The sequence below is a fragment of the Chitinimonas violaceus genome, from assembly GCF_052601015.1.
This window is the reverse complement of sequence record NZ_JBQXDJ010000073.1, coordinates 1-17,337: the sequence shown is the minus strand read 5'-3', so window position 1 is coordinate 17,337 and position 17,337 is coordinate 1. Positions and strand designations below refer to the sequence as shown.

General features: G+C 54.9%; 19 protein-coding genes and 1 pseudogene. 6 read left to right on the top strand and 14 right to left on the bottom strand.

The window, feature by feature from the left end:
• Positions 1–114 (top strand): annotated as a pseudogene (locus ACUHMQ_RS17900) (IS5/IS1182 family transposase); the annotation flags it as partial.
• A gap of 8 nt (positions 115–122) precedes the next feature.
• Here ACUHMQ_RS17900 and ACUHMQ_RS17895 read toward each other — a convergent pair.
• The 4 genes from ACUHMQ_RS17895 to ACUHMQ_RS17880 form a co-directional block, all read right to left on the bottom strand.
• Positions 123–1,286 (bottom strand): CaiB/BaiF CoA transferase family protein, encoded by a 1,164-nt coding sequence (locus tag ACUHMQ_RS17895; protein WP_445296824.1) that lies wholly within the window; start codon positions 1,284–1,286, stop codon positions 123–125.
• A 122-nt stretch (positions 1,287–1,408) separates the two neighbouring features.
• Complete coding sequence (locus tag ACUHMQ_RS17890) at positions 1,409–2,296, bottom strand: hypothetical protein (protein WP_445296823.1); 888 nt, start codon at positions 2,294–2,296, stop codon at positions 1,409–1,411.
• A 384-nt stretch (positions 2,297–2,680) separates the two neighbouring features.
• A complete protein-coding gene (locus ACUHMQ_RS17885; RefSeq protein ID WP_445296822.1) occupies positions 2,681–3,391 on the bottom strand; it encodes an FMN-binding negative transcriptional regulator in 711 nt (236 codons plus the stop codon).
• The gene (locus ACUHMQ_RS17880; RefSeq protein ID WP_445296821.1) at positions 3,370–3,945 is read right to left on the bottom strand and encodes a pyridoxamine 5'-phosphate oxidase family protein; all 576 of its coding nucleotides are present in this window, start codon (positions 3,943–3,945) and stop codon (positions 3,370–3,372) included. Before ACUHMQ_RS17880 ends, ACUHMQ_RS17885 begins: the two co-directional genes overlap by 22 nt.
• A 72-nt stretch (positions 3,946–4,017) precedes the next feature.
• On the opposite strand from ACUHMQ_RS17880, the gene pdxR reads away from it, so the two are divergent.
• Positions 4,018–5,526, top strand: coding sequence for a MocR-like pyridoxine biosynthesis transcription factor PdxR (gene pdxR, locus ACUHMQ_RS17875; RefSeq protein ID WP_445296820.1), 1,509 nt, complete (start codon positions 4,018–4,020; stop codon positions 5,524–5,526).
• Here pdxR and ACUHMQ_RS17870 read toward each other — a convergent pair.
• The 4 genes from ACUHMQ_RS17870 to ACUHMQ_RS17855 all read right to left on the bottom strand — a co-directional run bounded on the left by ACUHMQ_RS17870 (position 5,480) and on the right by ACUHMQ_RS17855 (position 8,910).
• Positions 5,480–5,872, bottom strand: coding sequence for a VOC family protein (locus tag ACUHMQ_RS17870; RefSeq protein WP_445296819.1), 393 nt, complete (start codon positions 5,870–5,872; stop codon positions 5,480–5,482). The genes pdxR and ACUHMQ_RS17870 overlap by 47 nt on opposite strands.
• 362 nt (positions 5,873–6,234) lie before the next feature.
• On the bottom strand, positions 6,235–6,687 hold the full coding sequence (locus ACUHMQ_RS17865; RefSeq protein ID WP_445296818.1) for a hypothetical protein: 453 nt from the start codon (positions 6,685–6,687) through the stop codon (positions 6,235–6,237).
• Between the two features lie 157 nt (positions 6,688–6,844).
• A complete protein-coding gene (gene fghA / locus ACUHMQ_RS17860) occupies positions 6,845–7,729 on the bottom strand; it encodes an S-formylglutathione hydrolase (RefSeq protein ID WP_445296817.1) in 885 nt (294 codons plus the stop codon).
• Positions 7,730–7,800: 71 nt separating this feature from the next.
• Positions 7,801–8,910, bottom strand: coding sequence for an S-(hydroxymethyl)glutathione dehydrogenase/class III alcohol dehydrogenase (locus tag ACUHMQ_RS17855; protein WP_445296816.1), 1,110 nt, complete (start codon positions 8,908–8,910; stop codon positions 7,801–7,803).
• A gap of 208 nt (positions 8,911–9,118) precedes the next feature.
• On the opposite strand from ACUHMQ_RS17855, the gene ACUHMQ_RS17850 reads away from it, so the two are divergent.
• Positions 9,119–10,819 (top strand): diguanylate cyclase, encoded by a 1,701-nt coding sequence (locus ACUHMQ_RS17850; RefSeq protein WP_445296815.1) that lies wholly within the window; start codon positions 9,119–9,121, stop codon positions 10,817–10,819.
• Between the two features lie 37 nt (positions 10,820–10,856).
• Here the strand turns inward: ACUHMQ_RS17850 and ACUHMQ_RS17845 are convergent, their stop codons facing one another.
• Genes ACUHMQ_RS17845 through ACUHMQ_RS17835 form a run of 3 tightly spaced genes read right to left on the bottom strand, consistent with a single transcriptional unit; the run spans position 10,857 to position 12,408 of the window.
• Entirely contained in the window at positions 10,857–11,360 is a 504-nt protein-coding gene (locus ACUHMQ_RS17845; RefSeq protein WP_445296814.1) for an acyl-CoA thioesterase, read from the bottom strand.
• Positions 11,357–11,986 carry a hypothetical protein gene (locus ACUHMQ_RS17840; RefSeq protein ID WP_445296813.1) on the bottom strand — a complete coding sequence of 210 codons (630 nt, stop codon included), beginning with the start codon at positions 11,984–11,986 and terminating at the stop codon, positions 11,357–11,359. The genes ACUHMQ_RS17845 and ACUHMQ_RS17840 overlap by 4 nt, the downstream gene beginning before the upstream one ends.
• A 2-nt stretch (positions 11,987–11,988) precedes the next feature.
• Positions 11,989–12,408 (bottom strand): response regulator, encoded by a 420-nt coding sequence (locus ACUHMQ_RS17835; protein WP_445296812.1) that lies wholly within the window; start codon positions 12,406–12,408, stop codon positions 11,989–11,991.
• A 116-nt stretch (positions 12,409–12,524) separates the two neighbouring features.
• On the opposite strand from ACUHMQ_RS17835, the gene ACUHMQ_RS17830 reads away from it, so the two are divergent.
• Together ACUHMQ_RS17830 and fumC are read left to right on the top strand one after the other, a co-directional pair.
• Positions 12,525–13,283 carry a substrate-binding periplasmic protein gene (locus tag ACUHMQ_RS17830; protein WP_445296811.1) on the top strand — a complete coding sequence of 253 codons (759 nt, stop codon included), beginning with the start codon at positions 12,525–12,527 and terminating at the stop codon, positions 13,281–13,283.
• Positions 13,284–13,368: 85 nt separating this feature from the next.
• Entirely contained in the window at positions 13,369–14,772 is a 1,404-nt protein-coding gene (fumC, locus tag ACUHMQ_RS17825; protein WP_445296810.1) for a class II fumarate hydratase, read from the top strand.
• 78 nt (positions 14,773–14,850) lie between these two features.
• Here the strand turns inward: fumC and ACUHMQ_RS17820 are convergent, their stop codons facing one another.
• The 3 genes from ACUHMQ_RS17820 to lipB all read right to left on the bottom strand — a co-directional run bounded on the left by ACUHMQ_RS17820 (position 14,851) and on the right by lipB (position 16,997).
• Complete coding sequence (locus ACUHMQ_RS17820) at positions 14,851–15,132, bottom strand: DUF3144 domain-containing protein (protein ID WP_445296809.1); 282 nt, start codon at positions 15,130–15,132, stop codon at positions 14,851–14,853.
• Positions 15,133–15,320: 188 nt separating this feature from the next.
• A complete protein-coding gene (lipA, locus tag ACUHMQ_RS17815; RefSeq protein ID WP_445296808.1) occupies positions 15,321–16,292 on the bottom strand; it encodes a lipoyl synthase in 972 nt (323 codons plus the stop codon).
• A 30-nt stretch (positions 16,293–16,322) separates the two neighbouring features.
• On the bottom strand, positions 16,323–16,997 hold the full coding sequence (gene lipB, locus ACUHMQ_RS17810) for a lipoyl(octanoyl) transferase LipB (RefSeq protein ID WP_445296807.1): 675 nt from the start codon (positions 16,995–16,997) through the stop codon (positions 16,323–16,325).
• On the opposite strand from lipB, the gene ACUHMQ_RS17805 reads away from it, so the two are divergent.
• The gene (locus ACUHMQ_RS17805; protein WP_445296806.1) at positions 16,986–17,213 is read left to right on the top strand and encodes a hypothetical protein; all 228 of its coding nucleotides are present in this window, start codon (positions 16,986–16,988) and stop codon (positions 17,211–17,213) included. The two genes, lipB and ACUHMQ_RS17805, sit on opposite strands and share 12 nt — an antisense overlap.
• Positions 17,214–17,337 lie beyond the last annotated feature (124 nt).

The window sequence follows — 17,337 nt, the reverse complement described above, 5'->3', positions numbered from 1 at the left end:
TTTGCGTGGTTGGAGAAGTGCCGTCGATTGTGGAAGAACTGTGAACGCAAGCTCGACACCAGCTTGCAATTCATTCAGTTTGCCTTTCTGACTCTTCTTCTGCGGAGACTTTGAACAGGTTCTTAGCCAAGGGCGTTGTTAGCTCGCAGCGCTGTGATCTCTGCCTCGCTCAGCCCTGCTTCCCGCAAAATAGCCTCGCTATCTTCCCCTAGGCGGCCTCCTGTATGGGTGTAGCTCGCTTCTGCTCTGGAAAAGCGTATCGGCATGGCGGGTTGGCGAAGTTGGTTTTTGCCGTGCGGTACATCAACTATCCAGCCGCGTTGTCTTGCCTGTGCGCTATCGAGTGCTTCGGGTAAGGTCAGCACTGGCTCGACGCAGGCGTCAACTTTCGCAAATACCACACGCCAGTGGGCCTGAGTTTCTTCAGCTAGCCTTGCTGCTAATCGGGTTTTGGCTTGCTGTGGGTTGTGGCGGAATTCCGGGACCAGGTCTGAATACCCAATCGCATCGCACAGCGCGGTCAGAAAAGCGGGTTCCAGGCTGCCTACGGCCAGCCAGCGTCCATCACTGCAGCGATAGTAGTCGTAATGGCTGCCGCCATTGAGCAAACCTTGTTCCGGCAGGGTGTCCTGCCCAGCCAATGCCGCACTGGCTGTAAGTGCATTCAGGTGCAGGGCGCAGTCGGTCATTGCGATATCGATGTGTTGGCCGGCACCGTCCTCATCGCGTTGCCTTAATGCGGCCAGGATGCCAATGACTGCGTGCAGTGAACCACCTGCCACATCGGCAATTTGTACTCCCAAAGGCGGTGGTCCATCTTCGATGCGCCCGGAACCGGCTGCCACACCGGCCAAAGCGAGGTAATTGATGTCATGGCCCGCCCGATCCCGTAAAGGACCGGTTTGGCCGTAACCGGTGATCGAACAGTAAATGAGTCGTGGATTGAGTTCGGCCAATTCGGCATACCCAAGGCCTAACCGCTCCATGACGCCAGGGCGGAATTGCTCGACGAGGACATCGGCGGTTTTTACCAATGCCAGTACCGCTTCACGTGCACCTACCGCTTTCAAGTCCAGCGCCAGGCTGCGTTTGTTGCGATTCAGATAGGCATGGGCGGCCGATATGCCTTCCACAAACGGCGGCATATGCCGCACCAAGTCCGGCCGGGTAGGGGATTCGATGCGAATCACCGTTGCGCCCAGGTCAGCCAGCATGCGAGTCGCAAACGGGCCGGGAAGTAGTGGGGAAAAATCCAGAACAGTCAGTCTATGCAATGGGGCGGACATGGCAGGTCCAATCGATGTGCTGCCACACAATAAAGCAACTCGGTCGATTAGAAACAGGGTGACAAAGGGACTGGTGCTATCGGACAACACCAGCCCAGAGTTGTATCGCTTCAGACAAGTCGTCAGGTCTGGGCGGGCTCACTGAGCGACATATTGGACCGCTTATAGACAAAGTTCATGTAGATCCCAGTCAGTAACGCCAGGGTCATGGCTTCCAATGAAAATTGCCCTACGCTCAACATCGCCATAATTGGCGAAAAATCCGAGTAGAAAATATAAAAGAACGGTGCGAACAAGAGCCTCTTGAGCAATACGATCAGGACCGTAAACACAATAAGCCGGTTTTTTGGATTTGGGCTGATATTGTGCCAGCTAAGCCAGGCAAAAATAAAGCAGGCGATAGCTGCTTCCCAATAAGTCAGATAGGCAGGGATTAATACATTTAATTGATAAGGTGCGTGAATTGCATCTTCCAGCCTTGGTTGGGGTACTAATGAAAGCAAATAAGTGGTTAGTGATTGTGCAACTGGATAAATTGTATACTGAATAATTGAAGCTAAAAAAATTGCAGCCAGTATTTTCTTCCAAAAGGAAGTGAGCTGCTGTGGCCCAAGTAGAACTACTGGTAGGGCGATAAAGAAACAGGTAGAGAGTGCGGGTAGATTGTCAATAAATGCATGTAACCAGGCGGAAGACACAATTGCGTTCATTAAAGGAGCACGTATCAATACTTCCTTGAGGGCTGATAACAATACGGTAAGAATGAATACCTTAGCGAAAGGAGACCAATGTTGCAGCTTCCCATAGCTGAATTGGTAAATATAAATAAGCGCCAGGGTAATGCCGATATTGTCGAACAGGTTGATCCAATTGTTTTTTGGATATCCTGTTGGATAAGGGATATGCAGTATCTGAAGCATTATGGTATGAACACTTAAGGACAACATACCGATAATGACAATAGCAATGGCAGTTAGTGGTTTATTAAACTTTACGTCGTTATTGCTCATGAGATTCCGTCTGCTGGATGCAATGACTGAGAGGAAAGCTGCCCAATCTGTATTCAAATTAAGCTTGGGGTCTGAGTGATTGCATTTTTTCTGAATGCCAGCGGATAGATCGGTCTCTCAAGAATTAGTTGCAGTAGTGGTTTCAGCGCCGTATTGCGTGATGCGCAGTAAATTTACTAGCGATTCTTGGAATCTGTTTACGATCTGTCGCGAGCAGCTGTCAGCAGGGTGAAGCGCAGCGCAGAAACCGGAATATACTTGAGTACATGAGGCTGCGAACTTCTTGGCGCGAAGCACCTTAGCAGTTCGGCGTCTCCCTTGGGGGGCTTTCGAGCAGCACATAAGCCCTGATCACGGCTGCGCAGTAAGATCGGGAATAGATTCCTAGTCTGCGTCGCCGTAATACCGCTTCATCCAATTCGCCACATCCATAGCCTTGGCCTCGCCAGTAGCGCGCAGCCCGGCTATCGTACCTAAAAAATCCTCAGCCGACCGGTTCTGGCTGAGCTTGAATTTGCCTTGCAAGCTGCTCAGGGATATCTCAATCCCGACAATCACACGCATCATCTGCGATACAAATTCCGCCGGTGCATCACTCAGTTGCCAGGGGCGGCGCTGGTTGGCTTCGAAGCGTGTGGTCAGCCGATCAAGCAATGCTTTCAATGCGGTTTCGTCCTGAAACGTACGTAGCACGCCGCGCCCTTCCACAACCATATAGTTCCAGGTAGGTACGACCTTATGATGCTGGGCCTTGCTGGGATACCAGTTGGGTGACACATAAGCGTCGGGTCCATGAAACAGCACGGTCACCTGGCTGCCAGCCATCTTGGCCAATGGATTGCTGGCCGCAACATGGCCGATCAGCCGGTCTGTCTGGTGGCTATGGGTGAGCATCATCGGCAGCAGATTGGCTTCAATGCCATTCGGCCCTACCGCCAGCACCGTTGCCTGCGGGTAATCTGCGATCAATGCCTTGAGCAGTTCAGGGCGTGTTTCTTGAAAAGAGCTGGGCTGGTACATGGCGGTATATAGATAACGAGGGTTATGTAGCGGTGGCGGGCTGGTTCGCCAAATCAGGTATGGGTTCGCCACCATACGCCAGCCCAGACATCAATGCCTATATCGGCCGCATCGTCTACAGGTGGGCCGCTCCGTTGTTTGGCGACAGCCTGTTCGATAGTCAGCGCCAACACGGTGGTAGCAGCTAGCTCATTCTTGTCGGGTACACGCACTTGCTCACGCCGGCTAGGGTCGATTTTGTCCATGAAAGCATCCAACACCGCGATTTTCTCAGTCCCACTGCTTACTTTGCGGAATTGGCCGTAGATCATGGCGGACCGATAATTCATCGAATGATTAAAACCAGATCGCGCCAAAACAAGGCCGTCCATATGGGTGACGTTCACACAGGCTGACGCACCTTCCGCCAATGCCCGCAGCAACCTGCTGCCATTGCTGCCGTGAATATAGAGCGTATTGCCGATACGCCAATGGGCAGTAGGAATACAGTGCGCTTGGCCGTCCACCGAAAAAGAAATCTGGCAGACCCATGCTGTGTCGAGAATGGCGTGTACGGTGTCACGGTCGTAATTGGCATTTTCGGCAATGCGACGAATACGGGTAAGCGGTGTCTTAGTAAATTGGCTCATGGCACGAAGCTTTGCTTGACGAAAGGATTGCAAACAGCGTAAATCGAAAGTAGTCCTATATCGAGTACCAGAATGCGCACATTATATGGAGCCAATTTGACGGCATTGGCTGATTATCTGGCTGGCCAGCTACAACGCGATGCGGTTGAACCCTTACATCGCCAGCTCTATCGATATTTGCGCCATGCGGTATTGGACGGCAGGCTTGCCAGCGGCATCGCTTTGCCGGCGAGTCGTAATCTCGCCGTTGAATTGGGTTTGGGGCGCAATACGGTGCTGCACGCATATGAACAACTGTGTGCGGAGGGGTACTGCCAAAGCCGTCGAGGGGCTGGGATATTCGTTTCAGCCAGCTCGCCCGACTGGGGGCCAAGCCAGATTGCACCTGGTCAGACAACCGCTTCGGTACAAGGTTTGTCGCAACGGGCGAGCAATCTGCTGGCCGATACACAAGCGCGGGTGGAGTATGACGAAACACCTGCATTTACGCCGGGCAGGCCGGATTTATCGTTGTTCCCCTGGCGGGTATGGTGGCGTCTCTTGCAGGCCCGCCAACGCGACGCCAGCCCAGACGAGATGGGTTATCGGTACGAAGGGGGCCATCGGGCATTGCGTGAGGCGCTGGTTGGTTATTTGCGTTTGTCACGCGGGGTGAATTGTACGGCTGAGCAAATCCTGATTACCGGGGGGATGCAGCAAAGCCTTGACCTTATTGCCCGTAGTATGGCCGATGTGGGCGACATCGCATGGATCGAGGAACCGGGTTACAACTGCGCTGCCACAGCGTTTGAGATGGCTGGTTTGCAAGTGGAACCCATCCCGCAGGATGAAGCTGGTATCGACTGGACGCAACGCAAGCACCCTGCAGCCCGTCTGATCTATGTCACACCATCGCACCAGTACCCGCTTGGCAGCGTCATGAGTCTGGTCCGCCGTCAAGCCTTGTTGGCCGAGGCAAAGCGGCAGGGCGCCTGGATTATCGAAGACGATTACGACAGCGAATTTCGCCATACCGGTCAGCCACTGGCTGCGCTACAGGGTTTGGATAGCCAGGGACGGGTGCTCTACCTGGGTACCTTCAGCAAGGTATTGTTTCCAGCTCTGCGCTTGGGTTACCTGGTAGCGCCGGTTGCTGTAGTCAAGTCCCTATGCCAGTTGCAGGCCCGCTTGTATCGTGAAAGTGATTACACCGTGCAAGCTGCTTTGGCGGATTTCATCACCGAAGGCCACTTTGGCAGTCATTTACGCCGTATGCGCGGTGTGTATGCAAGGCGGCAGGCCAAGTTGCGCGACACGTTGGCAGCGGAATTGGGCGATACCTTGCCTTTATTGGGTGGAGAAGCCGGCATGCATGTGGTTGCCCGACTGCCTGATGGCTGTGATGACCGCGCTATCAGCGCTGCGCTGGCCAGGGCTGGGATGATGGTTCCAGCGCTGTCTGCCTATTGCCGTGCCGCGCCGCCTTTCCCCGGGCTGGTGCTGGGGTACGGAGGTATCGACGATGCGGTACTACGCCTGGCTGTGGTGCAATTGGCTACGCAGTTACGACGGCTTCAATACGATGCCCATCAGGGTCAATAACAAATGCCGCGTAGTAGTTCGCGCCGTAGTCCGGCCGTAGACCTGGTTGCCCGTTATCCTGGCCGCCGTGTTGTAGCGCGGCTTTATGGAATTGGTCCACCGCTTCGCGGCTTGGTGCGGCGAATGCCAGATGAAAACCCGCCCCGAGCGTAGCCTGCGATTCTCCTCGCAGCTTCAAGGCGAATTTGTCGTCACCACCGGGATAGCCATACCCAACCGCAGCATCCGGGTCACCCTCCTCCATGTCTTCCCAAACGCGCACATAACCCAGGGTAGAGAGCACAGCATCGTAGAAAGCGGCAGAACGGCGGATGTCGCGAACGCCGAATGAGAGGTGATGGAGCATGGCGGCAAGCAGGTAGTGGGTCGGAAGCCAGGAGGCCGACTATACGGGATGGCCAAGCCGAGGCGTAACCACTTTCTGTAGTGAGCAGCGGGAGAGGCGCACAAGATACCACACAGCCCAGGTTTGAGGGCTGATGTTGGTATCAAATGCTCAACCGGATCGTGGGTTCAATCAGCCGAGATCCCGAAGAATCCAAGACTTTGAACAGCTTCTCACTTAGAACTTGTTCAAGATCTGTCACGAGCAGCTGTCAGCAGGGCGCAGAGCAGCGCAGAAACCGGAATGTACTTTTGTACATGAGGATTTCGAGCAGCACATAAACCCTGATCACAGCTGCGCAGTAAGATCGTGAACAGAGGTTCTTAAGTATTCGGCCCAAAAAGATGGTCGGGCGAAATACGGCTGTCATCCGCATCCAGGATCACATTCTCAATCAGCAGCCGGCCGTACTTCTGAGCCAGGGTGGCATGGTGTTCTTCCGCCAAGCGGATCACGACGTCGGCTTTATCGTGCTTGGGTGCGAAAACCACCAGAAAGACATGGCCATCACGTGCCAGCTTGGCATGCATTTCCACCTGGTCCAATTCGGAACCGAACGATGCCAGAACACCGTAGTTGGCATCGGCGCTATTCATGGTTTCCAGCCATTCTTCGCTGTCAAACGAGGTGACTTCATCAGCTTGGAAATCCACTGCAAATAGCGCTGCCTGCATGGCATCGCGACGATCGGCCGTTGTAAACGCCAGTACGACGTGCCCTACCGGTTTGAATACGCCAAAACTGGTTGGGACATGGGTTTTACTCATCTTATCCATGGTATCTATCCTTTTTGGGGGGACACGTAGGTAGAAGGTGTGTCGATACCTATGTCCAGTCTAGTCCATCAGATAACGCCACGTTTAGACCGTCAGGAACATGTGTTTGTTCTGAGTTTTTGGGGGGAGGGGGGGTCTTCGTGAGTCCAGTCGTAACTCACTGTAGGCTTTGGGTGACGGTCTCCGGTGTACTTACCAACTGCTGGGCATGGTGGGCGATATGGTCGGCGATAAAGCTGCTGATGAAATAATAACCGTGGTCGTAATTTTCGTGCCGACGTAAGGTAAGCGGTTGGTTGGCTTCCTGACATGCGGCTTCGAATCGATGGGGCAGCAGTTGCTTGTCAAGAAAGGTATCACTGAGTCCCTGATCGATCAGGATGCCAGCCGGGTAGGGCGTTTGTGCCTTGCGCATAAGGGCGCTGGCATCGTGAGCCAGCCAGTCGGCCAGGTCACTGCCGAGGTAGCCTGCAAATGCCTTCTCACCCCACGGGCATTCGCTGGCCGCTGCAATGGGTGCGAAAGCCGACAAGGACTTGAACCGCCCTGGGTGGCGCAAAGCCAGCGTCAACGCGCCGTGGCCGCCCATGGAGTGGCCGAAGATGCCAAGCTGGTCCGCTTGGACAGGCTGCGTGGCGCAGACGAGGTCGAGCAGCTCGTGCATCAGGTAGCTCTCCATCCGGTAGTGCGTACTCCACGGCGCCTGCGTTGCATCGAGATAAAAGCCAGCTCCTACGCCGAAGTCCCAGCTTTCCATCTCGCCTTCCACCCTGGCGCTGCGTGGGCTGGTATCCAGGGCGATGAGCGCCAAGCCCTGTTCGGCTGCGAACCGCTGTGCGCCTGCCTTGATCATGAAGGTTTCTTCGGTACAGGTCAGACCCGCGAGGTAAACCAGACCTGGCACCCTTCCTTGCTGTGCCTGTGGCGGTAGATAAACTGAAAAACGCATGGGCAGACCGATTTCACGCGAGTCGTGCCGGTAAAAGCGCTGCAGACCGCCAAAACAGGCATGTTCGCTGAGGAGTTCCAGATTACTGCTCATTGTCCCATTCATCCTTTCCAAGTCGTTTCGGATTTTGTTCTGTTCTAGCTGGGGTTTCTTTGAGCAGATTCCTACTCGTATATCACCACTGACCGGATCGATTCTCCTGCCTTCATCAAATCAAACCCTTCGTTGATGCGTTCCAGTGGCAGCCGATGGGTGATCAGGTCGTCGATATTCAGCTTGCCTTCCATATACCAGTCGACGATTTTCGGTACATCAGTGCGGCCACGTGCGCCGCCGAAGGCAGAGCCTTTCCATTCGCGGCCGGTAACCAGCTGAAAGGGGCGGGTGCTGATCTCGGCACCGGCCTCGGCCACGCCGATGATGATCGATTTGCCCCAGCCTTTGTGACAGCACTCCAGTGCCTGGCGCATCACCTTGGTATTGCCTATGCACTCGAAGCTGTAGTCGGCACCCCCATCAGTAAGTTGGACGATATGATCGACCACGTTCTCGACTTGGCTTGGGTTGATGAAGTGGGTCATGCCGAACTGGCGTGCCAGTGCTTCGCGCCTGGGGTTGATATCCACGCCGATGATCTTGTCCGCGCCGACCATCTTCGCACCCTGGATCACATTCAGGCCTATGCCACCCAAGCCGAATACCACCACATTGGCGCCGGCTTCCACCTTGGCGGTGAAGATGACCGCACCTACGCCCGTGGTGACACCGCAACCGATATAGCAAACCTTGTCGAAAGGCGCGTCGGGGCGAATCTTGGCCAGGGCGATCTCGGGTACCACGATATGGTTGGCGAAGGTGGAGGTGCCCATGTAGTGGTAGATGGGTTTGCCATCAAGCGAAAAGCGGGAGCTGCCATCCGGCATCAGTCCTTTGCCCTGAGTGGCCCGTATTGCCTGGCATAGGTTGGTCTTGCGCGAAAGGCAAAATTTGCACTGGCGGCATTCCGGCGTGTACAGCGGAATGACATGGTCACCGGGTTTGAGTGAAGTTACGCCTGCGCCTGTTTCCAATACCACCCCAGCGCCTTCATGGCCGAGGATAGCGGGGAAAAGCCCCTCCGGGTCTGCGCCTGACAGTGTGTAGTAGTCGGTATGGCAGATGCCGGTGGCCTTGATCTCGACCAATACCTCCCCAGCGCGTGGCCCTGCCAGCTCCACTTCTTCGATGCTCAATGGTTTACCGGCTTGCCAGGCGATGGCGGCTTTGGTCTTCATGTGGGCTCCAAACTAGATAAAGAAGCCATCTTACTGCGCAGTCCCGCAGCAGGCTGCGGTGTGGCACGAAAACAAACGCAAGCAGCCCATAACTGCGGTTTCTACGCTGCATGCCTATCGTCGGCCTTGTTACGGCCTTGTCTGTAATCCGGTCTGCAAACGGAAAACGCTGTGCCACACTGTTGGTAAACAAGATACGACCTTGCTTATGACGCAATCCCGCAAAGTGGTTCTCTCACAGCGTTATCTGCAGCTTGGCTTCGTCCTGGCGATGTGCCTGCTGTTGTTTACCGCGCTTGCGCCTATCCTCTCGGCCGACTGGGTGGAGGAGGCGGATGTGCGCTATTTGCGGACCACTGAGCAGATGGAACAACTGCAGCTCATGTTGTCGGGCCTGAAGGATGCCGAAACAGGCACCCGCGGTTTTCTGATTACCGGTCGGCAGGAATACCTGCAACCTTATTACCAGGGCAATGAACAAGCCCAGGGGCTATTAAATCGCCTGCGTCGGACATTGCACAATGATCCTGATACCTTACGCAGTCTGGAGTTGATCAGCCGCCAGATTGATACATTGCATCAGTACCAGGGCCGGGTTATCGAACAGCGGCGCATGAGTGGCGGTGACAAGGTTTACACCGATGATATTTCGTCGGGCAAATTGGGTATGGACCGATTGCGCTTCAGCGTGGCTGATCTCAATAGCCAGCTGAATGCGCGCAAGGCAGTGCTGTACAACGAATACCAGAACCGTCGTCAGTTGGTGAATCTGGTCGTGGTGCTTGTGGCCGTGCTCGACGCAGTATTGTTCGGCTTACTACTATGGCAGATTTTTCTGGGTATACGCGAGCGGGCAAAGACGGTCGAAGAGTTGCAGGAGGTCAGCGAACGCATGCAGCTTGGCGCGGCGAGCCTTGAGGAGCGTAATCGGCATATGGCGCTGTTGTCCAAGATGTCCAGTGCGTTGCAGGTTTGCCAGGACGGTGACGAGTTCTTTGAAGTGGCGGGCAAATATGCGCATCAGATGTTCGGCCGGCATGCTGGTGCACTGTATGCCTATTACCCTTCGCGTGATTTGCTGGAGCGCATGACTTCGTGGGGGCAGCTTAGCAGCGATACCATATTGTTCGAACCGAATCAGTGCTGGGCCATCCGGCGGGGTCAGCCGCATGAGGTGAAAGACTTGCATCTGGACCCGGTCTGCCAGCATCTTGGGGTGCGGCGTCCGGAAGCCTATCTATGTCTACCTCTGATGGCCGGTGGTGAGCCGGTAGGCATACTCTATCTGGAAGCCAGTCACGCAAAAGGCCCAGAAGCCTTCCCTCCCGCATTGCTGCAGGTTGCCAATACGCTGACCGAACAAGTGGCGCTGGCTGTAACCAATATGAACCTGCGCGAAAATCTGCGTCGCCAGTCTATCGTCGATGCGTTGACCGGGTTGTATAACCGCCGCTTTCTTGATGAAACCCTCGGGCGTGAGCTGGTACGGGCCAATCGGCAGGATACGCCCCTGAGCCTGGTGATGCTGGATGTCGACCAATTCAAGCGATTCAATGATAACCATGGCCATGAGGCGGGCGACCAGGTGCTGCGGCATATTGCGCAGTTGCTGCAGAAGTCATTGCGGGGCAGCGACCTGGCCTGCCGTTTTGGTGGTGAGGAGTTGACACTGATCATGCCGGAAACTGATCTGGAAGCGGCTTGCGTCAAATGCGAGGCGCTGCGTGAACAGATTGCACAGCTAACGGTGCGTGTAGGTGGTGCGGTACTACCTGCAGTCACGATCTCGATGGGCTTGGCGGTCTACCCGCGAGATGGCGAGCACGCGGATACGCTGATCCAGCATGCTGATACTGCGCTATACCGGGCCAAGCATAATGGACGTAACCGGGTAGAAGTGGCCGGATAAAGTTGGTATGGAACTATTCTGGCGGGAATTGAACTGGTCAGTTGACCGCTTGCTTGAGCGCTGCGCGCTGGGCTGCATAGTCCAGGCGATGCTGCTTGCGTAGTTCTGCCTCTTTCCAGCGCCGCCGGGCTTCCTCGTCATGAGGCTGCAGTGGCGGCACGCTGATGGGCTTGCCGTTGTCGCCTATGGCCACCATGGTGAAGAAGCAGCTGTTGGTATGGCGTACGCTGCCTTCCCGTACATTTTCGGCAATGACCTTGATACCAACCTCGATGGAACTACGCCCTGTGTAGTTGACACTGGCGAGGAACGTGACCAGCTCGCCGACATGGATGGGCTGGGCGAAAGTTACCTGATCAACGGACAGCGTCACTACATAACTCCCGGCATAACGGCTGGCACAGGCATAGGCGACCTGGTCGAGCATCTTGAGGATAGAGCCACCGTGGACATTGCCGGAAAAATTGGCCATGTCGGGGGTCATCAGCACTGTCATGCTGAGTTCATGCGGTAGCGGTGTAGGGAGTTCCTGGTCCGTCATGGTGTGGATGTGGTGCCCTCGCGCCGGATAAAACGGTCGGCGCCATGGCGTAAGGTATCGAGTGAGGAAATGGTAATCAGGAAGGCAAGAAACCCCTCAACCTGCCGCTTCCCGAGTTTGCATTGGATATTCAGGAGCAACACCGGTGTGCGTGGACTGTAGGTATCCTGTGCCAGAACTTCACTGCCGCTACAACTGCGCAGGCGTGGGATATCGAAATCAAACTCTTCGTCAAAGATGTCCGCCAGGGTGGAGAGGCAGGCATTGAGCAACAGGTTGCCGATTTCGACCAGCGCATCGCCAGCCAATTCGTTGACGTCCACCGCTTGTTTGATATGGGACAGCATTAACCGTACGATTTCCATGCCATCGTCACTGGGGAACAGCAGCAGCGCGTCCCCTTCGAAAGTCCCCTTGAATGCTTGGGATACTGCGCTGACTTGCTGCCATTCCTCCATGTGCATGCGCTCTTTCAAGGCATCGACCGAACAAAAACGCATGGCTGGCATTGCAAGGCTGATTTCCTCTCCCACCAGGCCGCTCATGGCGGCAGCAGCCCGACCCACGCTGATGTTGAAGATTTCACATAGCGCGTCGTGCTGGATAGGCGTGAGGTAGACGTTCATTCTTACTCCGTCATCTCCAGTAGTTGGGCTATGGTGGCCGCCGTAACGGGTTTGGACAGGAACTGCATCCCCATTGCTTCGGCTTTTTGACGGATATGGGCCTGTATGTTGGCGCTGAGCACCACCACCTGGGCCTTCGGGCGTAATTGCAGAATGCGCTCGCCAGCGACGAGGCCGGACATACCGGGCATGTTGATGTCCATGGTGACAAGATCGATGGACTCTTTTTGCACCAGGGCGATGGCATCCTCCCCGCTCGACGCTTCGAAGCATCGCCAGTTTGGCCGGCTTTCTTCCAGGTACCCCCGTACCAGCATTCGGGATACGCGGCTGTCGTCTACGATTAAGACCTGTTTACTCACAAAGCCGTCCTTTTCTATTTCAAGGCGCTGAACGGTATTTTCCACTCCTTTGGCCATCATAGTTCAAGCTGCGACGTGTGGTGCCTGTAAGCCATGAATTTGAAACGTGTTTTGGCATCTTTTTTTAAGTAAACACGCTAAAAAATGTAGTAAGTGCTTACCTTTCTGACACTACCGTGCGCAAATTGCCCTTCATCCTGCTGGCATTTCTGGCGCTGATTGCGCAGGCCAAGGAGAGGCTGAGGGTTTGCTACGACAATTGGCCACCTTATGCGTCGTACGACAACCAGTCGGGCCATCACGGCATCACGGTTGACATCATTCGTCAGATATACGGCGCGATGGGCTTTGCCTTGTTATTCCAATCCGGCACCCAGACCCGATGTTTGCAGGCAGCCAACGAGGGCAAGATTGACGTCATGCTGTTTGCAGACCGGCAAACCCTTCCAAAATGGAGCTTTACCACGACGCCAACCGAATATTGGCTGGTGGCGGCCTGGGTGCAGGAAGGTTCGCCATTGCAGAACTTCGAGAGCCTCAACCAATTTGCGCGGACCCGGGTCGGTATCGTCCGGAATTATGTCTACCCCCAGCAGATCGGTGAATTCAAGGAATGGGATGAAATTGACATGACCGACCCCATGGATGGTCTGCGTCAGCTTTCCGCCAAACGCATCGATGTGATGTTTGACGACTTGATCTGGGTAGAGGGGGTGCGCAAGGAGCAGCAGTTGAAAATCCGCATGCTTGAGCCCATCGTGGAGACCATGCCGCAATATCATGCAGTCCGACCCGAGCTTGCTGCCAAAGTTGCCGCATTCGACCGGGAAGTCCAACGCCAGATCAAAAGCGGTGAGATGGAACAACGCTATCGTGCAACGCTTGGTCTCAGTTTTGACGCCATTCGTCGTCACGACCTGAAGAATTTGCGCTAGATTCCGCAGTGTGTGCGGTTTTCGAATCGACTACCCTATCTTTCATTCCTACTCATTTACGTTCAGCCAGTGAGATAAGCCAACCATGACCACGCATCGCCAGGAAACTGACTCGATGGGCAGCATCGCCGTTGAATCCAGCCGCTATTGGGGCGCGCAGACCCAGCGTTCCATTCTGAACTTCCCTATCGGCGTTACCCGCTTTCGTATGCAGCGTTCCATCATCTGTGCACTGGGGGTGCTGAAGCGCGCAGCGGCCGAAGCCAATGCCGAATTGGGCGAGTTGCAGGTGGATACCGCCAAGCTGATTGTGGCGGCTGCCGATGAAGTGATCAGTGGCGCGCTGGATGAACACTTCCCCCTGGTGGTGTTCCAGACTGGGTCGGGCACCCAGTCGAATATGAATGCCAACGAGGTGATTGCGAACCGGGCGATTGAATTGGCCGGCGGTGTCTTGGGCAGCAAAGCGCCGATCCACCCGAATGATCACGTCAATCGTGGTCAGTCTTCTAACGATACCTTTCCTACTGCCATGCACATTGCGGTGGTAACCGAATTGCAACGCCGCCTCTTCCCTGCGGTTGGCCGTTTGCGCGAGACGTTGGCAGCCAAGGCATTTGAACATGCGAATCTGGTCAAGACCGGGCGTACCCACCTACAGGATGCCACGCCCATAACCTTGGGGCAGGAAATCGGTTCATGGGTGGCGCAGATTGATTTCGGCCTGCAAACGGTAAGGGCATCGTTGTCTGGTCTGTACGATCTGGCGATTGGTGGTACCGCTGTGGGTACCGGGCTCAATGCTCACCCCAAGTTTGGCGACACCGCGGCGTTGCGCATTGCCGACTTCACCGGCCAGCCATTCAGATCCGCGCCTGATAAATTCTTTGCCCTGTCTGCACACGATGCGCTGGTCAATACCTCGGCTGCGTTACGCACTTTGTCGGGTGGGTTGATGAAAATGGCCAATGATGTGCGCTGGCTTGCAAGTGGTCCACGTTGCGGTATCGGCGAGTTGGTCATTCCCGAGAACGAACCCGGTTCATCGATCATGCCCGGTAAGGTCAATCCAACCCAATGTGAAGCCATGACCATGGTTTGTGCGCAGGTGTTTGGCAACGACGCTGCGGTCGCCTTTGCCGGTAGCCAGGGTAACTTCCAGCTGAATGTCTACAAGCCGGTGATGGTGCACAACGTGCTGGAAAGCATCGAACTGATTGCCGATGCCTGCGATGCCTTCAATGACAACTGCGCGGTTGGTATTGAGCCTGCGCGCGCCAAGATTGCCGATAATCTCGACAAGAACCTGATGCTGGTGACAGCGTTGAACCGGTATATCGGCTACGACAAAGCGGCCGAGATCGCCAAGAAGGCGCATAAGGAAGGCACCACCTTGCGTGAGTCGGCATTGGCGCTTGGCTATCTGACCGAAGCGCAATTTGCCGAGTGGATGGTGCCTTTGGATATGACGCATCCGAGTGCCAGCTGACAGTTTGATAAGTAGAAAAAAGCCGATGGCAGTTACTGCCATCGTCTTTTTGTTGTGGACGTCGTTGAATACGAATGCTTATTCCTGATAAGACTCGAAATTCTCGATGTAGTCGTCGAAGTTCTCTTCCAACATGGCTTGGAATTGCTTCGTGAAGAAAGCCATCGATTTAGCTTTGGCCGCCTGCATTTCCTTGCCTGAGGTGAACTCCTGCGAGCTTAGCCATGCAGTGTAGCGCGCAAAGGCATACATGAAAGAAGCGCTGACCTCGGCAAGCTCTGCATCTTCAAACTGTGAGTTGGCCAACTGTATATAGGCATCGGCCCGGTCGTAGAACTTGTCGTCGGATTCCTGTGCCATTACGTCATTTCCTTGGGTAACTGGGTATGCAAAAAATAGGGTAGGTCAGAATCTGTTCAAAGTTTCGCGAGCTAAAGCAAGACAAGGCGAAAACAGCCGAGGAAGCGGAATTTACCGAGGGTAAATGAGCATTCCGAGGATGTTTTCAACGCTGTATTGCTGACGCGCAGCAGACTTTAGACAGGTTCTTAGATGCCTGCGTCGTGCGCTTGCTGGTCCGCATGATAGCTGGACCGCACCAAAGCACCGACGGCGGCATGTTTAAAGCCCATTTTGTAGGCTTCAGCCTCAAAGAACTTGAACTGGTCTGGTGTTACATAACGTAACACCGGCAAGTGCGAGTTCGATGGCGCCAAGTACTGCCCAATGGTGATCATATCAATATCGTGTGCGCGCATATCGCGCATTACTTCAAGGATTTCCTCGTCGGTTTCACCAAGCCCCACCATGATGCCGGACTTGGTGGCAACGTTCGGGTTGCGCGCCTTGTAGTCTTTCAGAAGCTTCAGCGAATGTAAGTAATCTGAACCGGGTCGAGCCTGTTTATATAGGCGGGGTGCGGTTTCCAGATTGTGGTTCATCACATCGGGCGGGGTGGCGCTGAGGATATCGATCGCGATATCAAGACGGCCGCGGAAGTCGGGCACCAATACCTCGATCTGCGTACTTGGCGACAACTCGCGGCTAAGCCGTATGCAGTCGGCAAAATGGCCGGCGCCGCCGTCGCGCAGATCGTCGCGGTCTACCGAGGTGATTACTACATATTTAAGGCGCAGGGCGGCGATGGTTTCGGCCAAGTGCCTGGGTTCGTTCTCGTCCAGCGGGTTCGGGCGGCCATGACCCACATCGCAGAAGGGGCAGCGACGGGTACAGATGTCCCCCATGATCATGAAGGTGGCTGTACCCTTGCCAAAGCATTCGCCAATATTCGGGCAGCTGGCTTCTTCGCAAACCGTGTGCAGCTTTTGCTCACGCAAAATGTTTTTGATTTCGTAAAAGCGGCTGCCGCTGGGGGCTTTGACGCGAATCCAGTCCGGCTTTTCCAGTGGCTTATCAAGCGGGACGATCTTGATCGGAATACGGGCGGTCTTGGCCTCGCCCTTGAGCTTGACGCCTTGTTCGGCTTTTGTGGGCGGGGTGGTGACGACGGGCGAAGACATGCTTGGGTTCTTTCGTTTTCTGCAACCAGTTCAAACAGTAGCTGGCTTGGCGCTCAGGGCATAGTCGGCGATTGAGGCGGTGCCTTCCAATGCGAGCAAGGTATTGATTTTAGCGGCCAAACGCGGCGCAAGCGAGGCCGGCGTTTCATTCACGCCCAGGTCTTTCAGCTGCGTTACAGCCAAACCGGCGTAACCGCAGGGGTTGATGTAGCTGAAAGGCGTAAGGTCCATATCCACATTCAGGGCGAGGCCATGGTAGCTCTTGCCATTGCGTATACGCAGTCCCAGTGAGGCGATTTTGGCTTCGCCATCAGGCATTTGCACATAAACCCCAGGTGCATCGACCTTGCCATAGGCGGTAATGCCAAAATCAGCCAGCAGCTCGACCAGGCTTTGTTCGAGCCGGCGTACGAATTCGCGTACGCCGAGTTTGCGACGGCTCAGGTCGACCATCAGATACCCCACCAGCTGGCCGGGACCATGGTAGGTCACTTGTCCTCCGCGGTCGATAGGCACGATAGGAATATCGGTAGTTTGCAGCACGTGCTCGGGTTTGCCGGCCTGTCCCTGGGTGAAAACAGGAGGATGCTCCAGTAACCACAGTTCATCGGGTGTGCCGGCATCGCGAGCATCGGTAAGCGCCTGCATGGCGCGCCAGGTTGGTTCGTATTCGACGAGGCCGAGGTGTTTGACTTGAAGTTGCATCGTGTAAGCACAGCCTTATCGGAGAAAAGCGCCAACCTTCAGTTCAAGCAGTTTTATCAGTTCGGGCTGCATGTATTCATATTCATCCGGAATATCCAGACAGACGACTCGTTTGCCATTGAGGCTGGTTTTGAACTGTTGGGACAGTTTGTGCTTGTGCTTGCTTTCCATCACGAAAATGATGGACGCCCATTCAATCTGTTCGCGGGAAAGTAAGAAGCTGTCTGGTTAATGTCTATCGTAGTTTGGCAAGTGTTATTTTTAGCATGGCGACGCGCACGAAATTCTCCGCTGTCGCCGTCAATACCTCGACATCTTTTGCTAGGCGGCGAAAGTTGCC

Bases quoted from the DNA above. Each gene is read 5' to 3' on its own strand.
- pdxR (WP_445296820.1), top strand. From the start codon at position 4,018: ATGCGCACATTATATGGAGCCAATTTGACGGCATTGGCTGATTATCTG.
- lipA (WP_445296808.1), bottom strand. From the start codon at position 16,292: ATGTCTTCGCCCGTCGTCACCACCCCGCCCACAAAAGCCGAACAAGGC.
- ACUHMQ_RS17890 (WP_445296823.1), bottom strand. From the start codon at position 2,296: ATGAGCAATAACGACGTAAAGTTTAATAAACCACTAACTGCCATTGCT.
- ACUHMQ_RS17840 (WP_445296813.1), bottom strand. From the start codon at position 11,986: ATGAACGTCTACCTCACGCCTATCCAGCACGACGCGCTATGTGAAATC.
- ACUHMQ_RS17895 (WP_445296824.1), bottom strand. From the start codon at position 1,286: ATGTCCGCCCCATTGCATAGACTGACTGTTCTGGATTTTTCCCCACTA.
- fumC (WP_445296810.1), top strand. From the start codon at position 13,369: ATGACCACGCATCGCCAGGAAACTGACTCGATGGGCAGCATCGCCGTT.
- ACUHMQ_RS17880 (WP_445296821.1), bottom strand. From the start codon at position 3,945: ATGAGCCAATTTACTAAGACACCGCTTACCCGTATTCGTCGCATTGCC.
- ACUHMQ_RS17835 (WP_445296812.1), bottom strand. From the start codon at position 12,408: ATGATGGCCAAAGGAGTGGAAAATACCGTTCAGCGCCTTGAAATAGAA.
- ACUHMQ_RS17855 (WP_445296816.1), bottom strand. From the start codon at position 8,910: ATGAAGACCAAAGCCGCCATCGCCTGGCAAGCCGGTAAACCATTGAGC.
- fghA (WP_445296817.1), bottom strand. From the start codon at position 7,729: ATGAGCAGTAATCTGGAACTCCTCAGCGAACATGCCTGTTTTGGCGGT.
- ACUHMQ_RS17885 (WP_445296822.1), bottom strand. From the start codon at position 3,391: ATGGTGGCGAACCCATACCTGATTTGGCGAACCAGCCCGCCACCGCTA.
- ACUHMQ_RS17845 (WP_445296814.1), bottom strand. From the start codon at position 11,360: ATGACGGACCAGGAACTCCCTACACCGCTACCGCATGAACTCAGCATG.
- ACUHMQ_RS17865 (WP_445296818.1), bottom strand. From the start codon at position 6,687: ATGGATAAGATGAGTAAAACCCATGTCCCAACCAGTTTTGGCGTATTC.
- ACUHMQ_RS17870 (WP_445296819.1), bottom strand. From the start codon at position 5,872: ATGCTCCATCACCTCTCATTCGGCGTTCGCGACATCCGCCGTTCTGCC.
- ACUHMQ_RS17820 (WP_445296809.1), bottom strand. From the start codon at position 15,132: ATGGCACAGGAATCCGACGACAAGTTCTACGACCGGGCCGATGCCTAT.
- ACUHMQ_RS17850 (WP_445296815.1), top strand. From the start codon at position 9,119: ATGACGCAATCCCGCAAAGTGGTTCTCTCACAGCGTTATCTGCAGCTT.
- lipB (WP_445296807.1), bottom strand. From the start codon at position 16,997: ATGCAACTTCAAGTCAAACACCTCGGCCTCGTCGAATACGAACCAACC.